Origin of the sequence: Kitasatospora sp. NPDC059146 (assembly GCF_042786665.1) — a bacterium.
Classification (GTDB): domain Bacteria; phylum Actinomycetota; class Actinomycetes; order Streptomycetales; family Streptomycetaceae; genus Kitasatospora.
Map to the genome: position 1 here is coordinate 39,185 of NZ_JBHZCY010000039.1, position 15,945 is coordinate 55,129.

Annotated in this window: 16 protein-coding genes; 9 read left to right on the forward strand and 7 right to left on the reverse strand. The window is 74.8% G+C overall.

All coding sequences use genetic code 11. From position 1 onward, the window contains the following. Positions 1–39: 39 nt before the first annotated feature. Complete coding sequence (locus ACFXPX_RS18840; protein WP_380525618.1) at positions 40–1,230, reverse strand: polysaccharide deacetylase family protein; 1,191 nt, start codon at positions 1,228–1,230, stop codon at positions 40–42. A gap of 341 nt (positions 1,231–1,571) precedes the next feature. Here ACFXPX_RS18840 and ACFXPX_RS18845 point away from each other — a divergent pair, with 341 nt between their 5' ends. Next, entirely contained in the window at positions 1,572–1,841 is a 270-nt protein-coding gene (locus ACFXPX_RS18845) for a hypothetical protein (protein ID WP_375892349.1), read from the forward strand. Between the two features lie 276 nt (positions 1,842–2,117). Further along, positions 2,118–2,606 carry an NUDIX domain-containing protein gene (locus ACFXPX_RS18850; protein WP_380525619.1) on the forward strand — a complete coding sequence of 163 codons (489 nt, stop codon included), beginning with the start codon at positions 2,118–2,120 and terminating at the stop codon, positions 2,604–2,606. A 53-nt stretch (positions 2,607–2,659) separates the two neighbouring features. Here ACFXPX_RS18850 and ACFXPX_RS18855 read toward each other — a convergent pair whose 3' ends face one another. Then, positions 2,660–3,337: a PTS-dependent dihydroxyacetone kinase phosphotransferase subunit DhaM gene (locus ACFXPX_RS18855; protein ID WP_380642312.1), complete on the reverse strand. Its 678-nt coding sequence runs from the start codon at positions 3,335–3,337 to the stop codon at positions 2,660–2,662. A 351-nt stretch (positions 3,338–3,688) separates the two neighbouring features. On the opposite strand from ACFXPX_RS18855, the gene ACFXPX_RS18860 reads away from it, so the two are divergent. From ACFXPX_RS18860 to ACFXPX_RS18875, 4 genes are all read left to right on the forward strand, one after another. Then, the gene (locus ACFXPX_RS18860) at positions 3,689–3,877 is read left to right on the forward strand and encodes a DUF397 domain-containing protein (protein ID WP_360243590.1); all 189 of its coding nucleotides are present in this window, start codon (positions 3,689–3,691) and stop codon (positions 3,875–3,877) included. A gap of 792 nt (positions 3,878–4,669) precedes the next feature. Then, positions 4,670–5,164: a hypothetical protein gene (locus ACFXPX_RS18865; RefSeq protein ID WP_375892343.1), complete on the forward strand. Its 495-nt coding sequence runs from the start codon at positions 4,670–4,672 to the stop codon at positions 5,162–5,164. Between the two features lie 117 nt (positions 5,165–5,281). After that, positions 5,282–5,365 carry a putative leader peptide gene (locus tag ACFXPX_RS18870; protein WP_380642323.1) on the forward strand — a complete coding sequence of 28 codons (84 nt, stop codon included), beginning with the start codon at positions 5,282–5,284 and terminating at the stop codon, positions 5,363–5,365. Positions 5,366–5,534: 169 nt separating this feature from the next. Then, positions 5,535–6,896, forward strand: a complete 1,362-nt coding sequence (locus ACFXPX_RS18875) for an acyl-CoA dehydrogenase family protein (protein ID WP_380642314.1) — start codon at positions 5,535–5,537, stop codon at positions 6,894–6,896. 64 nt (positions 6,897–6,960) lie between these two features. Here ACFXPX_RS18875 and ACFXPX_RS18880 read toward each other — a convergent pair whose 3' ends face one another. After that, a complete protein-coding gene (locus tag ACFXPX_RS18880; protein WP_375892338.1) occupies positions 6,961–8,172 on the reverse strand; it encodes a phosphotransferase in 1,212 nt (403 codons plus the stop codon). Between the two features lie 469 nt (positions 8,173–8,641). Here ACFXPX_RS18880 and ACFXPX_RS18885 point away from each other — a divergent pair, with 469 nt between their 5' ends. Beyond that, positions 8,642–10,123: a hypothetical protein gene (locus tag ACFXPX_RS18885; RefSeq protein WP_375892337.1), complete on the forward strand. Its 1,482-nt coding sequence runs from the start codon at positions 8,642–8,644 to the stop codon at positions 10,121–10,123. A 103-nt stretch (positions 10,124–10,226) separates the two neighbouring features. Here ACFXPX_RS18885 and ACFXPX_RS18890 read toward each other — a convergent pair whose 3' ends face one another. Next, positions 10,227–10,730 carry a PAS domain-containing protein gene (locus ACFXPX_RS18890; RefSeq protein ID WP_380403458.1) on the reverse strand — a complete coding sequence of 168 codons (504 nt, stop codon included), beginning with the start codon at positions 10,728–10,730 and terminating at the stop codon, positions 10,227–10,229. Positions 10,731–11,017: 287 nt separating this feature from the next. On the opposite strand from ACFXPX_RS18890, the gene ACFXPX_RS18895 reads away from it, so the two are divergent. Next, positions 11,018–12,514: a HEAT repeat domain-containing protein gene (locus ACFXPX_RS18895; RefSeq protein ID WP_380403461.1), complete on the forward strand. Its 1,497-nt coding sequence runs from the start codon at positions 11,018–11,020 to the stop codon at positions 12,512–12,514. Positions 12,515–12,607: 93 nt separating this feature from the next. On the opposite strand, the gene ACFXPX_RS18900 is transcribed toward ACFXPX_RS18895, so the two are convergent. From ACFXPX_RS18900 to ACFXPX_RS18910, 3 genes are all read right to left on the reverse strand, one after another. After that, a complete protein-coding gene (locus ACFXPX_RS18900) occupies positions 12,608–13,450 on the reverse strand; it encodes an undecaprenyl-diphosphate phosphatase (protein ID WP_380525629.1) in 843 nt (280 codons plus the stop codon). A gap of 238 nt (positions 13,451–13,688) precedes the next feature. Continuing rightward, positions 13,689–14,423 carry a class I SAM-dependent methyltransferase gene (locus ACFXPX_RS18905; protein ID WP_380525624.1) on the reverse strand — a complete coding sequence of 245 codons (735 nt, stop codon included), beginning with the start codon at positions 14,421–14,423 and terminating at the stop codon, positions 13,689–13,691. Between the two features lie 57 nt (positions 14,424–14,480). After that, positions 14,481–15,014: a PadR family transcriptional regulator gene (locus ACFXPX_RS18910; RefSeq protein WP_375892330.1), complete on the reverse strand. Its 534-nt coding sequence runs from the start codon at positions 15,012–15,014 to the stop codon at positions 14,481–14,483. 144 nt (positions 15,015–15,158) lie between these two features. On the opposite strand from ACFXPX_RS18910, the gene ACFXPX_RS18915 reads away from it, so the two are divergent. Beyond that, complete coding sequence (locus ACFXPX_RS18915; RefSeq protein WP_380642317.1) at positions 15,159–15,938, forward strand: alpha/beta fold hydrolase; 780 nt, start codon at positions 15,159–15,161, stop codon at positions 15,936–15,938. Positions 15,939–15,945: the final 7 nt, after the last annotated feature.

Sequence of the window (15,945 nt, forward strand, 5' to 3'; positions counted from 1 at the left end):
AGTCGCCCGGGTCGACTTCCCGCGCGGCGGTGTCGCCGGTCAGGCCACCTCTTGGCGGCGCCAGCGGCGGTAGGCGGGTTCGAGGCCGGAGAGGATGGTGTCGAAGCGGCGGATGCTGGTGGTGGAGTCGACCTGGAGGCGGCTGATCTGGAGCGGGTGGGAGGGGAGCCGGGGGCCGAGGCGGTGGTCGGAGAGGAAGCCGAGCCGGTAGCCGAGCTCCTGCAGGACGGTTTCGGCACGGGGGTCGTGGCCGCCGTCGGGGTAGGCGAAGGCGGTGGGGGGTTCGCCGAGCCAGTGGGTCAGGGCTTCGTGGGCGCCGGTGATCTCGGCGCGGACGGTGGCGTCGTCGCAGCGGCCGAGGCACGGGTGCCCCTGGGTGTGGTTGCCGATGGCGACCCCGCCGTCCCGCAGGGCGAGCAGGTCGGCCGGGGTGAGCTGTTCCTGGCGGGGCGGCCGGCGGTCGGCACTGACCCGTAGTTCGTGCAGGCTGCGGCGCCGGTCCGGGTCGGGCATGGCCTTGAGCCGGGGGAGCAGCTGGGAGGGGTGGCCGCAGTCGAGTGAGCGGGCGCGGCCGCCGTGGCGGGCGAGGAAGTCGGCCTCGTGCCACCAGAAGGGGCGTTCGGTGCCGATGAGTTCGGAGATGACGAAGGCGGTGGCGGGGATGCCACGGGCGTCGAGGGCGGGCAGGGCGTGGGTGAGGACGCTCCGGTCGGCGTCGTCGAAGGTGACCAGGACGCTGCGCGGCGGCAGCGGCCGCCGCTCCGTGACGGCCTGGAGGACGGCCTCCAGTGAGACGGGGGTGGCGAGCCGTCGGAGCCGGTCGAGCTGGGCGCCGAAGGAGCGGTGGTCGGTCACCCCGTGGTAGGCGAGGACGGCGAGGCGCTGGGCGGCCCGGGCCCGGAACAGCGGTTGTACGGGGGCGAACCGCAGCCATTCGCCCCGTGCGTCCTGCTGTTCCTTCGCGGTGTGCTGTGCGTCTGCCTGCTTTGTCTCCAGGTGTTGGGTGTCGAGGCGTCTGGCGGCGAGCCGGGTCGGGTCGAGCAGGGTCGGGTCGATCCGCACCGTTTCGAGTCGACCCGCGTCGAGGCGCTTGGTCTCGACGGCCGGTCGGGGTCGGCCGGCGCCGTGGTGGTCGGACGCGCAGCCGGTGGTGGGTGGGAGGGGGCGCAGGCCGGGCCGGGGCCTGGCGCGTGCAGTGGCGGTCGATGGGGTGGACTGGGTCTGCGGCAACGGTTCCCCCTTGGTCGCCGAGCGGCGTGGCGGTACCGCCGGAGGACGGAGCCCGGCCTCCGGCTCCAGGGGGCGGCGGCTCCGCTCCCTGGGTATTCCGGTTCTCGGTGGGGGTTTCTCGCCCGTCCCGTGAACGGCTCCTGGATCACTCGATGCCATTGAGACCGCTGCACCGGACGGATGGTTGTACCGGGGGGACGAGGATTTTTCGTGGACTGATTGTGGAGCCCGTACACGCGTGACCAGGCCAGGGGCACCCCCGCGGGGGTGCTCGCGCAGGGTGTCCGGACCCTCACTCCCTGCGGGCTGCCTCGGGGGCCCGCCCGGGGTACCTTGGGCTCATGGCAGATGCGGACCGTGATCACTTCCACCTGCACGGCGCGACCCGTTGGAACCGCGCGTGCAGCGGCGGAGCCCTGGTCACCCACCGGATTCCGCTGACGGCGGCGGGTGTGGCCTGTCTCGTGCTGGGCATCGTGGTGGCCGTGATCGTTCCGGACAGTGACGGTCCGGCGTGGGCGATGGCGGTGGCCGGCTGCTTGGCGGCGGGGGTCCTGCTGCTCGGCCGGATCGCCTTCGGGGTGGTCCGGCGGCGGGGTGCCGCGCTCTGACGGAGCCCTCGGGGTCACTCCGTCGGACGTCCGATCGGATGGTTCGGCGTGAGCCGATCAACTTTTCAACAGATGCATTAACAGATAGAGCGAATTTGGTCAGAACGACCGAATTTCATCTCATCGGACAATCCCGCACCCCCTTCTCCCGCAATTCCGGGTGACACCCCCTTCCCCCCTCTCCGGTGAATGCGTTCCCGCGGCCCCGACCGCCCCGAGCCGCTGGTGGCGGTGACGGCCGGAGGCCCGAGCGGCGGGCTGGATAGGCTGCGTCGCATGGCGATCCCTCCCTTCCTCCTCGAACTCCGCTCCCTCGTGGGCCACCGTCCGCTCTGGCTGAGCGCCGTCGCCGCCGTCGTCGTGGACGACTGGGGGCGGGTGCTGCTCGCCCGCCGGGCCGACGACGGCCGGTGGGCGTCGGTCGGCGGCATCCTCGATCCCGGCGAGCAGCCCGCCGACGGCGTGGTGCGCGAGTGCCTGGAGGAGACCGGCGTGGAGGTCGTGCCCGAGCTGCTCGCCTCGACCACGGTCACCCCTCCGGTCCACTACCCGAACGGCGACGTGACCCAGTACCTGGTGCTGACCTTCCGCTGCCGGGCCGTCGGCGGCGAGGCCCGGGTGAACGACGACGAGTCGCTGGAGGTGGGCTGGTTCGGGCTGGACGAGCTGCCGCCGATGCTCGACTTCGAGCACGACCGGCTGCGCCACGCGCTGGAGTGCCAAGGCCCGGCGGTCTTCACCTGGGAGGGCCGGGAGCGCCCGTAGCGGGCCCGGCGGCGCTACGTCCCGGTGGCGGCTCTCAGCCCACCCTACGGATCTCAGCCTTTGTGCTGCCGGTAGGCCTCCTCCGCGGCGTCGAGCACCGCGGCCAGGTCCCCGCCCGCCGTGGCGGTCGCGGTGGCGGCCACCGCGCCCTCCACGAACGGCGCGTTCGCGAAGCGGACCGGGAACGGCAGGCCGTGCTCGTCGGCGTCCGAGAGCAGGGCCCGCACGGTGGTGACGGCTCCGCCCAGGTCGGCGAGCACCACCACGCCGTGGCCCTGGTCGGCCCGCCGGGTGGCGGCGGCCACCAGGACCGCGCTGATGCCCGGTCCGTCCGCCGGGTCGCCGCCCGTCGCGGCGACCGGCGCGGGGGAGTCGGATCCGGTCAGCGCGAGCGCCAGGGAGCGTACGGCGGTGGCCAGTTCCTGGCTGTGCGAGACCAGGACGATCCCGACCCGGCCGTGGGCGGCCGGCCGCGCCGGGGGGGGGCGGGGGAGCGGGGTGGGCGTGGGGGGGGGGCGGGGGGCCGGCGGGGGGGCCGGGGGGGCGGCGGCGGGGGGGCGGGGGGGGGCGGGGGGGGGGGGGGGGGGGGGGGGGGGGGGCCGGGCGGGGGGGCCGAGGGAGCGTCGGAGATGGGGATGACGTCGGCGCGGGTGCCGTCCCGGCGGCTCATCGGCTGCTCCCTGGGGCGAGGTGGAGGTTGGGGTGGTGAAACGGGGCGCGGGCGGGACCATACGCGCCCTGGCAGCACTCTGGCAGCTGCCCGCGGCCCGGTCCGGCGGGACACGCCCCACCGGGCCCCGACCGCTCCTCCGCGGGCCCTTCGCCGATCCACCGGCCCCGCGCGGCGGAGGCGCGGCAGAACACGCGGTCGAGGCATGGCAGGAGACCCGGCCGAGGCGTGGCGCAGACGTGGGGGTGACCTCGCCAACCCGCTGACCGGGGCCGGTGGCTGTGGTTAGGCTGGCGCTGGAATGCCGTCGGGAGGAGATCGGTCAGTGGCAGTCAACAGCGGTACGGACACCGGGGCGAGCACCGGGACGGTCGGCGCCGAGCCGGAGCTCGCGCGGAACGGGAAGCCGAAGGTGGACTTCACCGGGGCCGAGTGGCTGTGCAGCAGCCAGGGCGTCGGGGACGTCCAGATCGCGTTCGTGGACGGGTACATCGGGATGCGGGACGGCCGTCAGGAGGACGGGCCGGTCCTGGTCTTCACCCCGGCCGAGTGGCGGGCCTTCGTGCTCGGCGCCCGGGACGGCGAGTTCGACCTCACCTGATCGTCCGCGCCGTCCGGGCGCACCCGCGGAGCGGTCCGAGCTGCAGGGAGAAGTGCGGCGTCCGGGTCCGCTCCGTCGGTGCGTCCGGGGCGGGCGGGTCGGGTGGGTCGCTGATTCCGGTACCGAACATCACAACTGATGATCTTTTGAGCGTGCCCCGTCAGAATTTCTGTTGACTGTTAGACAAACGCAGCTCAGAGTATGAGCACAGGCAGACGCCGTGCCCACCGCCCCCACGCGGCCAGACACGGCGCCTGCTGTTGCGGCCCGGCAGCACTGCCAGGCCATACCTCCCAGTCATCCCCTGCGCACCGGGGTGCGTCGGCCGGTCCCGGCCCACGAGGGGCCGGCAGTCGCCGGGAGGCTGGCACCACCGCCGAGAGCGACTCGACGGACGGCACCGTTTGCTCGGGACCCGCACGCCCCCACGCGGCGGCGTCCCGAGCAGATCCACGGGAGCGACGGGCCGGGGCCCCGCGGATCTGGCTCTTGTTGCACGGAACTGCAGTGGAACTGTTGGCTTGTGTGTTCGTGCTGTGTGCGACGACGAAGCTGGGTGCTCGGCAGTTCGGCACGACGAGTGCACAGTGAGGGATACGCGTGTAGGGCCGCGTTGCGACATGCCGTCCCCCCGGAGGGTGAAACCCAGAACGGCTGTCGTGCTGAACCGAACGTAGCCCGGACGGTTGCTCAGAGTCAACATTGGTCTCTGAGCGTCGACCTCCCGCCCGCCCCCCGTCGGCGTCCCACCCGCCTCGCGAGTGTGGTGTGCCGGACACGTACGATGTTCCCATGTCTTTTCTCCGCCGTCGCTCCGGACAGCCCGCCGGCCCGGACTTCGACGTGCTCGCGATGGACCCGGGTGACTGGCCCGGTGACTTCGGTGCGGCCATGATGACCGGCCCGGACGGCTCCTGCCAGGGGATTTTCCTGCGCTACGACCTGTTCGGCGGCAGAGGCCCGGCGATGTTCATCGGCAACCTCCCCGAGGGTTCGCCCGCCCGGGACACCGGCGACGAGGTGCCCTTCGAGGTGCGGCAGCTGCTCGCGGCGCTGGAGAACGACGAGCCGGTCGAGTTCGCCTCGGCCGAGGACTTCCCGGTGATGCTCGGGGACGATCTGCTGATCGTGAAGAAGGTCAAGGTCAGCGAGGAGCGCGTGTTCTGCGCCCAGTTCGGCCGCAGCGACGGGGTGCTCGTCACCATCGCGTCGTGGGACCGACCGATTTCGGACGACCTGTATCAGCTGTTGAAGCCGCTGCCGGCCGACATGTTCCAGCAGGGCTGATTCCGGCGGGGCCGATTCCGGCACGGCCGACCGTGCCCGCCCGCGGCCCGGTCGGGGCCCGGCCAGGGCTCGGACGCTGCTTGACGGTATCGATCACCGGTTCGTACAGTCGCGAACATGCCGTGCCGTCTCCCGCTGTTGACCCGTCGCAGGCATCTGGACCTGTGCCGGACCGCCGGCGGGGTGTGTCCGGGCCGCTGAGGGGGGATCTCGCCCCCGTGGCGGCGGGTGGCCGACCGGACCGGGTCGGCGCCGAGACCGGGGGGCGGGCCGCGGGCCGGCCTCCGGGGCCGCCGGCCCGTTCGCGCGCCCGTACGGCGTGCCGTCCGCACCCGCTGAGCCCATGCTGCCGCCCGGAGGCACCAGCCCCATGACGACCATCGCCGCCAACGATCGTTCACCGAACGATCGTCTCCGAACCGATTCGTCGGATTCCGGCCATCCCGCCCCTTCCGCCCCGCCCGCGCGCCCGGCGTCCCCCGCCCGGCCCTCCCGCCCCGCGGCGCCCGCGGCACCCGTCCCGCCCGCTCCCGCCGCTGCCACCCCTCCCACCGCGACCGCCGCCACCGCCGAGCCCGACCGCTCGGCGGTCGAGGCCGCGCTGGCCGGCCTGCCCCGGGTGGTCGACCTGCTCGCCGCCCGCGCCGAGGAGCACGACCGCGACGCGACCTTCCCGTACCAGGGCATCGAGGCGGTCCACGAGGCCGGGCTGCTCACCCTGACGGTCTCCCAGCGGTACGGCGGACCGGGCGGGACGCTCGCCGACACCGTCCGGGTGCTGGCCCAACTCGGCCGCGGGGACGCCTCGGTGGCCGTGGTCACCGCCTTCACCCTGCTCCAGCACGCCGAGCAGGCCCGCCGCGCGAGCTGGCCGGCGGCCGGCTACCGGCGGCTGCTGACCGAGTCCCGGCGAGGGCCCGCGCTGGTCAACACGCTGCGGGCGGAGCCCGGCGGCCGGCCGGACGAGCCGCTCGGGACGGTGGCCCGACGGGACGACGAGGGCTGGCTGCTGACCGGCCGCAAGACGTACTGCACCGGCGCCGAGGCACTCGCCTGGATGGCCGTCACCGCGCGGACCGACGAACCCGAGCCGCGGGTCGGCACCTTCCTGGTCCGCGGGGAGAGCGAGGGCCTGGAGATCGACCCCACCTGGGACCAGCTCGGCCTGCGGGCCAGCGCCAGCCACGACGTCGTCCTCGACGCGGTGCGGGTCCCGCTCGAACTCGGGCTCGGGCTGCGCACGCCCGGCCGGGAGGACGCGCAGGAGGCCGAACTCGCCCGGGCCTGGCACGACCTGGCCCTCGCCGCGGTGGCGGTCGGGGTCGCCCGGGCCGCCGAGGCCTGGCTGGTCCGCTTCCTGAACCAGCGGACTCCGGCCAATCTCACCGAGCCGCTTGGCACCCTGCCGCGCTACCGCGCCGGGCTCGGCGAGATCGACGCCCAGCTGATCGGCGCCGAGGAACTGCTGCACGGCCTGGCCCCCCGGGTGGACCGGGGGGAGGCGGACGCGGTGGCCCGGACCGGACCGGCCCACCTGCTGGCCACCCGGGCCGCCACCGCGGCCGTCCAGCAGGCCGTCGCGCTCACCGGCAACCCGGGACTGAGCCGGCGTCACCCGCTGGAGCGCTACCTGCGGGACGTGCTCAGCAGCCGGGTGCACCTGGCGCCCGAGGAGGCGGTGCTGGACGCCGCCGGCCGGGCCGCCCTGGCGCAGCAGGGCGGCCGGGCATAGCGTCACCGGCCGGGGCGCCGTGCGCCAGGGCCGGTGACGGGGGGCGGGGGGTCGGCGGAGGTGGTCAGCGGGTACCGACCGCCGCCCGGACCGCGCGGCGGGCCAGCGCGGCGTCGTCGTAGAGCCGGCGGATCATGATCCGCTGCTCCTCGCCGGCGCCCGGCACGTCGTACAGCCGGATCTCCCGCATCAGCACCAGCACCAGGTTGACCAGGAACGCGTCCCGGGCCATGGTGCCGCCGCTCTGGGCGAGTTGGCTGATCTGGCGGCGGGCGGCGGTGTCGCCGGAGAGCACGCCCCAGAGCACCGCCAGGTCGTAGCCCGGCAGGTACCAGCCGGCCTGCTCCCAGTCGACCAGCACCGGCCCGGACGGCGCCAGCAGCATGTTGCTGAGCAGCGCGTCGCCGTGGCACAGCTGCAGCGGGGTGTTGCCCAGGCCGTGCAGCAGGCCGCGCAGGTCGCCGGCGTCCCGGTCGGTGAGCTGGCCCACCGAGTGGTAGCGGGCGATCTCCAACTGGTAGTCCAGGCGCGGCTGGAACACGTCGCTCGGCGGCCGCCAGAGGTTCAGCGTCCGGACCGCGCCGAGCAGCGCGCGGACCTCGCCCGGGGTGGGCGCGTTGACCGGGTGGCGCTCCCGGGCGGCCGGGCGGCCGGGGATCCGCTCCATGACCAGCACGCACCGGTCGTGGTCGGCCGCGACCAGCCGGGGCAGCCGCACCGGCGGGCGGTGCCGGACGAACGCCCGGTAGACCGCGACCTCGTGGTGGAAGTCGGCCACCAGCTGCTCGAAGTACTCACTCCGCACCGCCTGCGGCGCCAGGCACTTGGCGACCACCGGCGCCCGCCCGATGGTGCCCGCCACCAGGATGTGGCGGCTGCCCTCGCGCAGGACCTGGCGCGGGGTGAACGCCGGACATATCCGCGCGATGCTCCCCAGCGCGGCCCGCACCGACGGGGTCTGCAGCGCCGCCGGGTCGATCCGCTCGGGCCCGAGCGGCTGGCCGGGGCGCCGGGTGCGCAGCACCTGGCCGTCGGCCTGCCGGGCCAGCGGGAGGCGGTGGCCGGCCGGGGGGGCGGCCTCGGGGGTGCGCAGTCCCAGCGCCGTGCGGCCGACCGGGACGCGGGCGTCCGCGGCCCGGCCCTCGGTGCCCCGCGGGGCCACCGGACGGCTCGCCGGGGGCACCTGCCGGGGCCCCGGACGGCCGGTGGCTGCGGTGGGGGGGCGCAGCGCGGTGCGGCTCGCGGTCGGCGTGGGGGTCGTCGCTGAGGAGTACATGGGCTGAGGGTGGTCCCTTCCGGTCCGTCTGCGGGTTCGCCCCGCGGGGCGGGGGAGGGCTGGTGCCGCGTGCTTCCTGGCGTGACGGCGGCCCTGCTTCGGTGGGTGGTGCGCGGGCGCCGGGCACGGACGAGGGGTCAGGAACCCCTGTTCGACGGCGTCCCGGTCGTCCGCACCCTGGGGAATGCGGTCGGCCGGACTGCCGCGGCCGTGCCCGGCGCCCCCGCGCCACCCGGCCGCGCCACCCCCTCGGGTGAGGACCGGGAGCGTCCCGTGCCACGGTCGGGGGACTGCCCCGACGCTGGTGGGACGCCGCCCGACCCGAGGGGCGAGGTGGCGCATCCCTACAACACACCCGTCGGGCACTGGCTTAGTAGTCTGGCGGGCCCTGGCGAACGGTGGCGAATGCTCGCCTGGCACTTGCCGGAGCCTCTAGCCTCGGAGGTGCCGAGGAACCTGGGGGCTTCATTTGAGCAGGGAACCCAACACCCGACTCGCCGATCTGTTCGTCCTGACCGGATGGTCCAAGGGCGAACTGGCCCGGCTGGTCAACCGTCGGGGTGCCGCGATGGGTCAGCAGCAGCTGTCCACCGACACGTCGAGGGTACGGCGGTGGATCGAGCAGGGGGAGATCCCGCGCGATCCGGTGCCGAGGGTGCTGGCGGCCGTGTTCACGGAGCGGCTCGGACGTGTCGTCACCACTGAGGACCTCGGTCTGGAACGACACCGGCCCACCAGGTCCGGAGCGGAGCCGTCCGCAGCAGTCCCGTGGTCGCCGGATCGAACAGCCGCGGTCCTCACCGAGTTCACGGGAATGGACCTCATGCTGAACCGACGTGGATTGGTGGGCGCCGGAGCCGCGCTCACGGCCGGGGCGGTCGTCGCCGACTCCCTCAAGGGCTGGCTGGGCGGGGACGCGGTCGCGTACGCGGCCTCCCTGCCGGGCCCGCGCCAGGTGGTCACCGGGGGCGGCGCGCGCCCGGTGGTCGACGTGTACGACGCGGGCCCGGTCGGGCTCGACGAGGTGGAGTCGCTGGAGCGCTCGGTGCAGGTGTTCCGGGCCTGGGACGCCGCGCGCGGCGGCGGGCTCCAGCGCAAGGCGGTGGTCGGCCAGCTCAACGAGGTCGGCGGCCTGTTGACGCACCGGCACGCCCCGGTGGTGGAGCAGCGGTTGTGGCTGGTCGCGGCCAACCTGGCGGTGCTGGCCGGCTGGATGTCGCACGACGTGGGCCTGGAGCCCACCGCCCAGAAGTACTTCATGATGGCGGCCGAGGCCGCCAAGGAGGCCGGTGACCGGCCGCGGGCCGGCGAGGCGATCTCCCGGGCGGCCCGGCAGATGGTGCACCTCGGCCGGGCCGACGACGCGATCGAACTGATGTCGGCGGCCAAGGCGGGCGGCGGCCTGCTGCTGCCCAGAGCGCGGGCGATGTTCAACACCGTCGAGGCCTGGGCGCACGCCTCGATCGGGCACTCCCAGGACACCTACCGGCTGCTCGGCGAGGCGGAGGACCTCTTCACCGAGGACGCGCCGGAGCCGCCGCCGACCTGGATGCAGGTCTTCGACGAGGCCGAGCTGCGCGGCATGCAGGCGCTGGTGCTGCGCACCCTGGCCGAGCACGACCCGGCGGCGGCCCCGCGGGCCCGGCGGCACGCGGAGCGGGTGATCACCCTGCGGGAGGGCACCGGGCAGCTGCGGTCGGCGCTGTTCGACCGGATCACCCTGGCCTCGGTGCACTGGATCACCGGGGAGCCGGACGCGGCGGAGTTCCAGGCCAAGATGGTGATGAACCTGATCGGCCAGAACTCCTCGCACCGGACCTGGGACCGGCTGCGGGAGATGTACCGGCTGACCGCCCGGTACCGGGGGCTGCCGGTGGTGGACGAGCTGCGGGCGCAGCTCGGGCGGGAGCTGCGGGCGGCGGACGCGAAGAACCGGCCGCGGCCGTCGTGAGACGGGCGGCCGGTCCGGGGTCGGAGCGGCACGGAGCCGGTCGGGCAGGGCGCGAGCGGGCAGGGCGCGAGCGGGAGAGGCTCGGCCGGGAACGGCCCGGGGTTCAGGTCGGCGGGGCCGGCCGGAGCAGCATCCGCAGCGCGGTGACGGTGCCGTCGGCGTCGAGCACGGGCTCGCCCGCGCACTCGACGTGGTCGTGCCGTCCGCCGGGGCGTCGGATCCGCAGGGTGCCGGCGGCCGGACGGCCGTGCACCAGGGCGTCGGTCATCATCCGCCGCAGCAGCGGCCGGTCCGCCTCGGGGAGGCGGTCGGGCAGCCGGTCCAGGCTGAGCGGGCCGCGGCCAGGGTCGCAGCCGAGGAGGAGGTAGGTCGCCTGGTCCCAGCGGACTCCGTCGGTCAGCAGGTCCCACTCGGCCGAGCCGACGGGCCGGTCCTCGCCGGTGCCGCCGCCGAGGTGGGGCCCGGACGGCTCCTGCGCCGTGCCGTCCACTCTGCCGTCCGTTCCGCTGTCGGAGCCGTCGTCGGCGTTGCCGTCCGCGCCCGCCCGGGCGCCGTCCACCACCGTGGCGGTGTCCGGCGGGCGGGCGGTGCCTGAGGACATGTTCATGACGGGTCCATCGCTCGGTGTGTCCCCCCGTGTGCGGGGTGTCGTGGTGGTGAGAAGACTGTCGCACAGCGTTCCGGGCGGTGTGGGCGATTTGGACAGAACGCAGGCAAAGTTCCCCTGGCATATGCCACTGTGGCAGCGGCCTTCGTCGCCCTGTGTGCGGAAGGGGGTCCGAGGCGGTAACCTTCGGTGATTCCGGCGCCCGGGCGCCCACCGCAGTACCGACCAGAGACCCCGGCGACGGAAATCCCGTTGCCACTACGACCGCCGCAACGGATGCTGACCTCATGTTCGAGCCAGTGATAGCACCTAGCGCCAGCCTCCTTGGCCTCCTGCAACGAGGCCGTGGTGACGGGCAGCTCCATGCGCTGGCCGCCGACCGTGCCGAGGCCATCGCCGCGCTGGAGGAATGCGTCACCAGGGATCCGCGGGCCGACTGGCAGGTCGAGAGCCGCTCCCTCTACTACGCACGCCTCTACATGGAGCTGGAGGCCTCCCTCGAGGGCATCGAGGACCACCTCCACTCCGCCGAGGACCTCGTCAGCGACGACGAGAGCCGCACCGGCCTCGCCCTCTCCGTCCTGGGCCACCTCGCCGCCTACGGCCGGCGCGACGCGCTGCTGATGCTGCGCGAGTACGCCGCCACGGGCGCCAACTGGGCCTGGGCCCTCGACGAACTCGCCCTGCGCGACGACGACCGGGGCCTGCTGCTGCTCGGGACGGCCGTGCTGGACCGGTTCCCGCCGGGCCCGGAGGGCGACGCCGAGCTGCGCGACTTCATCCGCAACGCCTACGAACCCAGGCCCTGGCGGCTCTGGGCGGCCTACCACCCGAGAGTGGCCGCCGCCGCCGAGCAGTCGCCCTTCGACCTCTGGCAGCGCCAGCTCAACCGCGGTGGCGTCACCCCGGGCTGGTCCACCGCCGACGTCCTGGCCTGGGCCGACCAGGGCCAGCTGGGCGACCTCGGCGCCGGTGCCTTCCTGAGCCGCCCCGAGCCCGTGCGCACCGACGAGGACCGCTCCGGCCCCGACGCGGTGGACCGCCGGGCCGCCGCGGCCGCCCGCTGTCTGACCGCCGTGGTCCGCCCCGAGGACCGTCCGCTCCTGCTGGAGGCCGCCCGGGACGGCCTGCCCGGCGCCCGGCGGGCCGCCCTGCGCTACCTGGTCGACCAGCGTGACCGGGCCGCCCTCGAACTGATCGAGGCCGCCGCAGCTGACGTGGACGACCGGATCGTCCGGGCCGCGTTGGAGCTGCTCGGCCGGATGCGCGGCCCCGAGGTGCTGGCGCAGGCCCGCCGCTGGGCCGACCCGGCCAGCGGGGGCGCCGACAGCGCGCTGGGCGAGACCGCCGTGCGCCTGCTCGCCGACGCGGGCGAGCCGGCCGACGCCCCGCTGGTGGTCGCCGGTCTGCGCCGCTGGATCTCCGTGCACGGGGTCAGCGGTACCGGGCTCGGGTCCCTGGTCGACGGTGCGGGGCGGCTGGCCGCCGCCGACGCCGTCCCGGTCCTGCGCCACGTCTACGGGGAGGCCGCCTCCTCCGAACTGCGCGGCCGCGCCGCCCGGGCGCTCGCCGTGACCGATGTGCGCTTCCCCGAGGGGCCCGCCGTCGAGTGCCTCTGGGACTGCGAGGAGTCCACCCGCGAGCTCGCCGCGCGCCATGTCGCCACCACCGGCGACGCGCGTGTGCTGGAGCGACTGCGCAGGCTCGCCGCCGACCCGGCCGAGGAGGCCGAGGTCCACGCCGCCGTCCGCGGCCGGCTGACCGCCCGGGAGCCCGGGCGGTAGGTCCGTCCGGCACCGGGTGGGCCGGGGCACCGTGTCGGTGCCCCGGCCCACCGTTTCCCCGGGCCGTTCCGGCGCCACTGGTGGAACCGCGTTCTACTTGACCGAACCCGCGTCCGGCGCCAGCACGCCGCCCGCCACCAGACCGATGATCAGAACGCCGAGCAGCACCCGGTACACCACGAACGGCAGGAAACTGTTGTTCGAGATGTACCTGAGGAACCAGGCGATCGCCGCGTAGCCGACCGCGAAGGCGATCAGGGTGGCCAGGATCGTCGGACCCCAGGCCGGCGCCGGGCCCTCGCCGATCTTGAACAGCTCCAGCGTCCCCGAGGCGAGCACCGCCGGGATCGCGAGCAGGAACGAGTAGCGGGCCGCCGCCTCCCGGCTGTAGCCGAGCAGCAGGCCCGCGCTGATCGTGCCGCCGGAGCGGGAGACCCCGGGGATCAGCGCCAGCGCCTGGGCGAAGCCGTAGGCGGCCGCGTGCGGCAGGGTCAGGTCGGTGATCGGACGGGCGTGGCGGACGGCGCGGGTGCGGTCCGCGAGGGCCAGGACGAGGCCGAACACGATCAGCGTGGTGCCGATGACCCGCAGGTCGCGCAGGTGGGTCTCGATGGAGTCCTGGAACAGCTTGCCGAGGACGCCGATCGGCAGCGTCCCGAGGATCACGAACCAGCCCATCCGGGCGTCCGGATCGGAGCGCAGCGCCGGGCGGAACAGCGACAGCGCCCAGGTGCGGACGATCGAGGCGATGTCCCGGCGGAAGTAGATCAGCACGGCGGCCTCGGTGCCGAGCTGGGTCACGGCGGTGAAGGCGGCGCCCGGGTCGTCCCAGCCCAACAGGGCCGAGAACACCCGCAGGTGGGCGCTGGAGGAGATCGGCAGGAACTCGGTGAGCCCCTGGATCAGGCCGAGAACGGCCCCGTGGAACCAGTCGATCACCGAACACCCGCCGGGGGTATCGGGCGGGCGTGGCGGGGGTGCGGCATGGGCGGGTCCTCGCGGGTCGGAGCGGGCGTGCGGGCGTGCGGACGACCGCGACCCGCGCGACCCCGGGCCGCGCACGGGCCCGGCGCGCGGCCGATGGTACGGGGTGAAGGTAACAGTTCTTTGTTCACCCTTTAATCGGACTTTGCGCACCGGGCTCGCACCGGGCTCGCACCCGGCCCGCGCCGGACTAGCCGGCGGGCCGGGCCCGGACCCAGGTCCGATCGTCCGTCAGGTACGTCTCGATCCGCAGCCCGGCGTCCGCCAGGGCCTCCTCGAAGGCCGCCGTCGAGAGCGGGCGGGACAGGAAGGTCTGGGTCCAGGTGCCGTCCGGGAAGACGTACTCCGTCCGGACCGAATTCACCCCGGCACCGACCGGTGTCGCCGAGAGGATCCTGGCCACCCCGTCCGTCCCGGCGATCCGGCTCTCCCGCGGCACGTTCCGGTGCCAGTCCTCGCCCTCGCGCTGCACCAGGACGCAGCCGTCCCCGGCGACGTGGCGGCGGCAGGTCTCCAACAGGCCCTGGCGGACGGCCGGATCGCCGGCGTGCACCAGGAAGGAGGCGAGCAGCACGACGTCGAAGCGCTCGCCGAGGTCCAACCGCTCGATCGGGCTGCGCACCGTACGGACCTCCGGGCGCACCCGGGCGAGCATCTCGGCGGACTCGTCCACCGCCGTCACGGCGAAGCCGCGCTCGACCAGCGGGTGGGTCATCCGGCCGACGCCGCAGCCGAGTTCGAGGATCCGGGCGCCGGGCGGGGCGGCCGCCTCGATCACGTCCGGGGCGTCGCCCACCGGGAGGCGGGTCCACACCTCCACCGCGCAGCCGTCCGGCGTGATCGCGCCCGCGCCCGTGCCCTCGTAGCCCTCACGCCGCCCGTCGTGCCCGTGCGCGCCGCCGTTCTCGTGCAAGTCGTTGCCCATGGGGGCCATCGGAACACGCGCGGGGCGGGGAGGGAAGGCGGTCCGGGCGGCTTTCGGTCAGCCCGTCAGGAGCTCCAGATCCGCCAAGGTGGCGCGCAGCCAGGCGAGTTCGGCCTCGGTGGTGGCCCGGGCGGTGAGCAGCAGGCCGCGCCGGAAGGGGTCGGCGAACTCCTCGGCGCTGCGCGGGCGCTCGCCCTCGTAGAAGAAGCTGGCCGGCTCGGACAGGAAGGTCAGCCGGCGGCGGAGTACGGCGGCCTGGGCGGCCGGGTCGTCGAGGTGGCGGAGGAAGGAGACCACGGTGGTCCAGCGGTTGCCGTCGCTGATGTCGAGCGGCTCGGGCGCGCGCAGCCGGTCGAGCAGTGCGGTGCGGCCGGCTCCGGTCAGGTGGAGGGTGTGCCGGGGCGCGGCGGCGCTGCCGGGCTCGGTCTCGCGCACCAGGAGGCCGTCGGCCTCCAGTCGCTTGATCGCGGGGTAGAGCGAGCCGTCGCTGATCGGGCGGATGTGACCGGTGAGCGCGGCGAGGTGGCGACGCAGTTCGTAGCCGTGCAGCGGGCGGTCGTACAGGAAGCCGAGGATCGCGAGCTTGAGCATGGGGCCACTCTCCCAGATCGGTGTCTCGGTGCGCCGGTATATCGGTTCCGGTATACCTCGACTTCGAGGTATGGTCTGGCCTCGGCAGTCCCGAACCGGAACCGCCGAGCGACCCGACCCGAACCGACCCAGGAGTGTGTGCACGTGCGCGAGGCCCCCGTCACCCCGAACGGCGACCGGATCCGCTGGGTCGAGCTGCCCGGCGCCGAGCCCGCCCGGCTCTACCTGCACGGCCTCGGCGCCAGCTCACCGGTCTACTTCGCGGCCGCCGCCGCCCACCCGCTGCTCACCGGACGCCGCGCACTGCTGCTCGACCTGCTCGGCTTCGGGATCAGCGACCGGCCCACCGACTTCGGCTACACCCTGGAGCAGCACGCCGACGCGGTCGCCACGGCCGTCGCGGCGGCCGGGCTCCGGCAGGTCGAGGTGGTCGCCCACAGCATGGGCGGCGCGATCGCGATCGTCCTGGCGCACCGCCACCCCGGGCTGGTCTCCCGGCTGGTCCTGGTGGACGCCAACCTCGACCCGATCGCCCCCGACCCCGAGCGGATCGGCAGCAGCGGCATCGCGGCCCGCACCGAGGCCGAGTTCCTGGCCGGCGGCCGGGCGGAGGTCGCCGAACGGGTCGGCCCGTCCTGGTGGTCCACCATGCGGCTGGCCGGTCCCGAGGCCCTCCACCGCAGCGCCGTGCACCTCGCCCGGGGCAGCGAGCCGACCATGCGCGTCCTGCTGCTCGGACTCGACCTCCCGCGCACCTTCCTCCACCCGGAGGCGGACGCCCCCGCGGACGCCGACGGCCTGCGCGCGGCCGGGGTCCGGGTGGTGGCGGTGCCGGACTGCGGGCACACCATCATGCTCGACAATCCGGACGGCTTCGCGGCGGCGGCCGCCACGGCGCTCGGGGGGCCGGCGCGGACGTCCTAGGCTGGAC

Excerpts from the sequence above, each read along its gene's own strand:
- ACFXPX_RS18845 (WP_375892349.1), top strand. The coding sequence starts at position 1,572 with ATGGCAGATGCGGACCGTGATCACTTCCACCTGCACGGCGCGACCCGT.
- ACFXPX_RS18850 (WP_380525619.1), top strand. The coding sequence starts at position 2,118 with ATGGCGATCCCTCCCTTCCTCCTCGAACTCCGCTCCCTCGTGGGCCAC.
- ACFXPX_RS18855 (WP_380642312.1), bottom strand. The coding sequence starts at position 3,337 with ATGGTCCCGCCCGCGCCCCGTTTCACCACCCCAACCTCCACCTCGCCC.
- ACFXPX_RS18865 (WP_375892343.1), top strand. The coding sequence starts at position 4,670 with ATGTCTTTTCTCCGCCGTCGCTCCGGACAGCCCGCCGGCCCGGACTTC.
- ACFXPX_RS18870 (WP_380642323.1), top strand. The coding sequence starts at position 5,282 with ATGCCGTGCCGTCTCCCGCTGTTGACCCGTCGCAGGCATCTGGACCTG.
- ACFXPX_RS18875 (WP_380642314.1), top strand. The coding sequence starts at position 5,535 with ATGACGACCATCGCCGCCAACGATCGTTCACCGAACGATCGTCTCCGA.
- ACFXPX_RS18880 (WP_375892338.1), bottom strand. The coding sequence starts at position 8,172 with ATGTACTCCTCAGCGACGACCCCCACGCCGACCGCGAGCCGCACCGCG.
- ACFXPX_RS18890 (WP_380403458.1), bottom strand. The coding sequence starts at position 10,730 with ATGAACATGTCCTCAGGCACCGCCCGCCCGCCGGACACCGCCACGGTG.
- ACFXPX_RS18895 (WP_380403461.1), top strand. The coding sequence starts at position 11,018 with ATGTTCGAGCCAGTGATAGCACCTAGCGCCAGCCTCCTTGGCCTCCTG.
- ACFXPX_RS18905 (WP_380525624.1), bottom strand. The coding sequence starts at position 14,423 with ATGGGCAACGACTTGCACGAGAACGGCGGCGCGCACGGGCACGACGGG.
- ACFXPX_RS18910 (WP_375892330.1), bottom strand. The coding sequence starts at position 15,014 with ATGCTCAAGCTCGCGATCCTCGGCTTCCTGTACGACCGCCCGCTGCAC.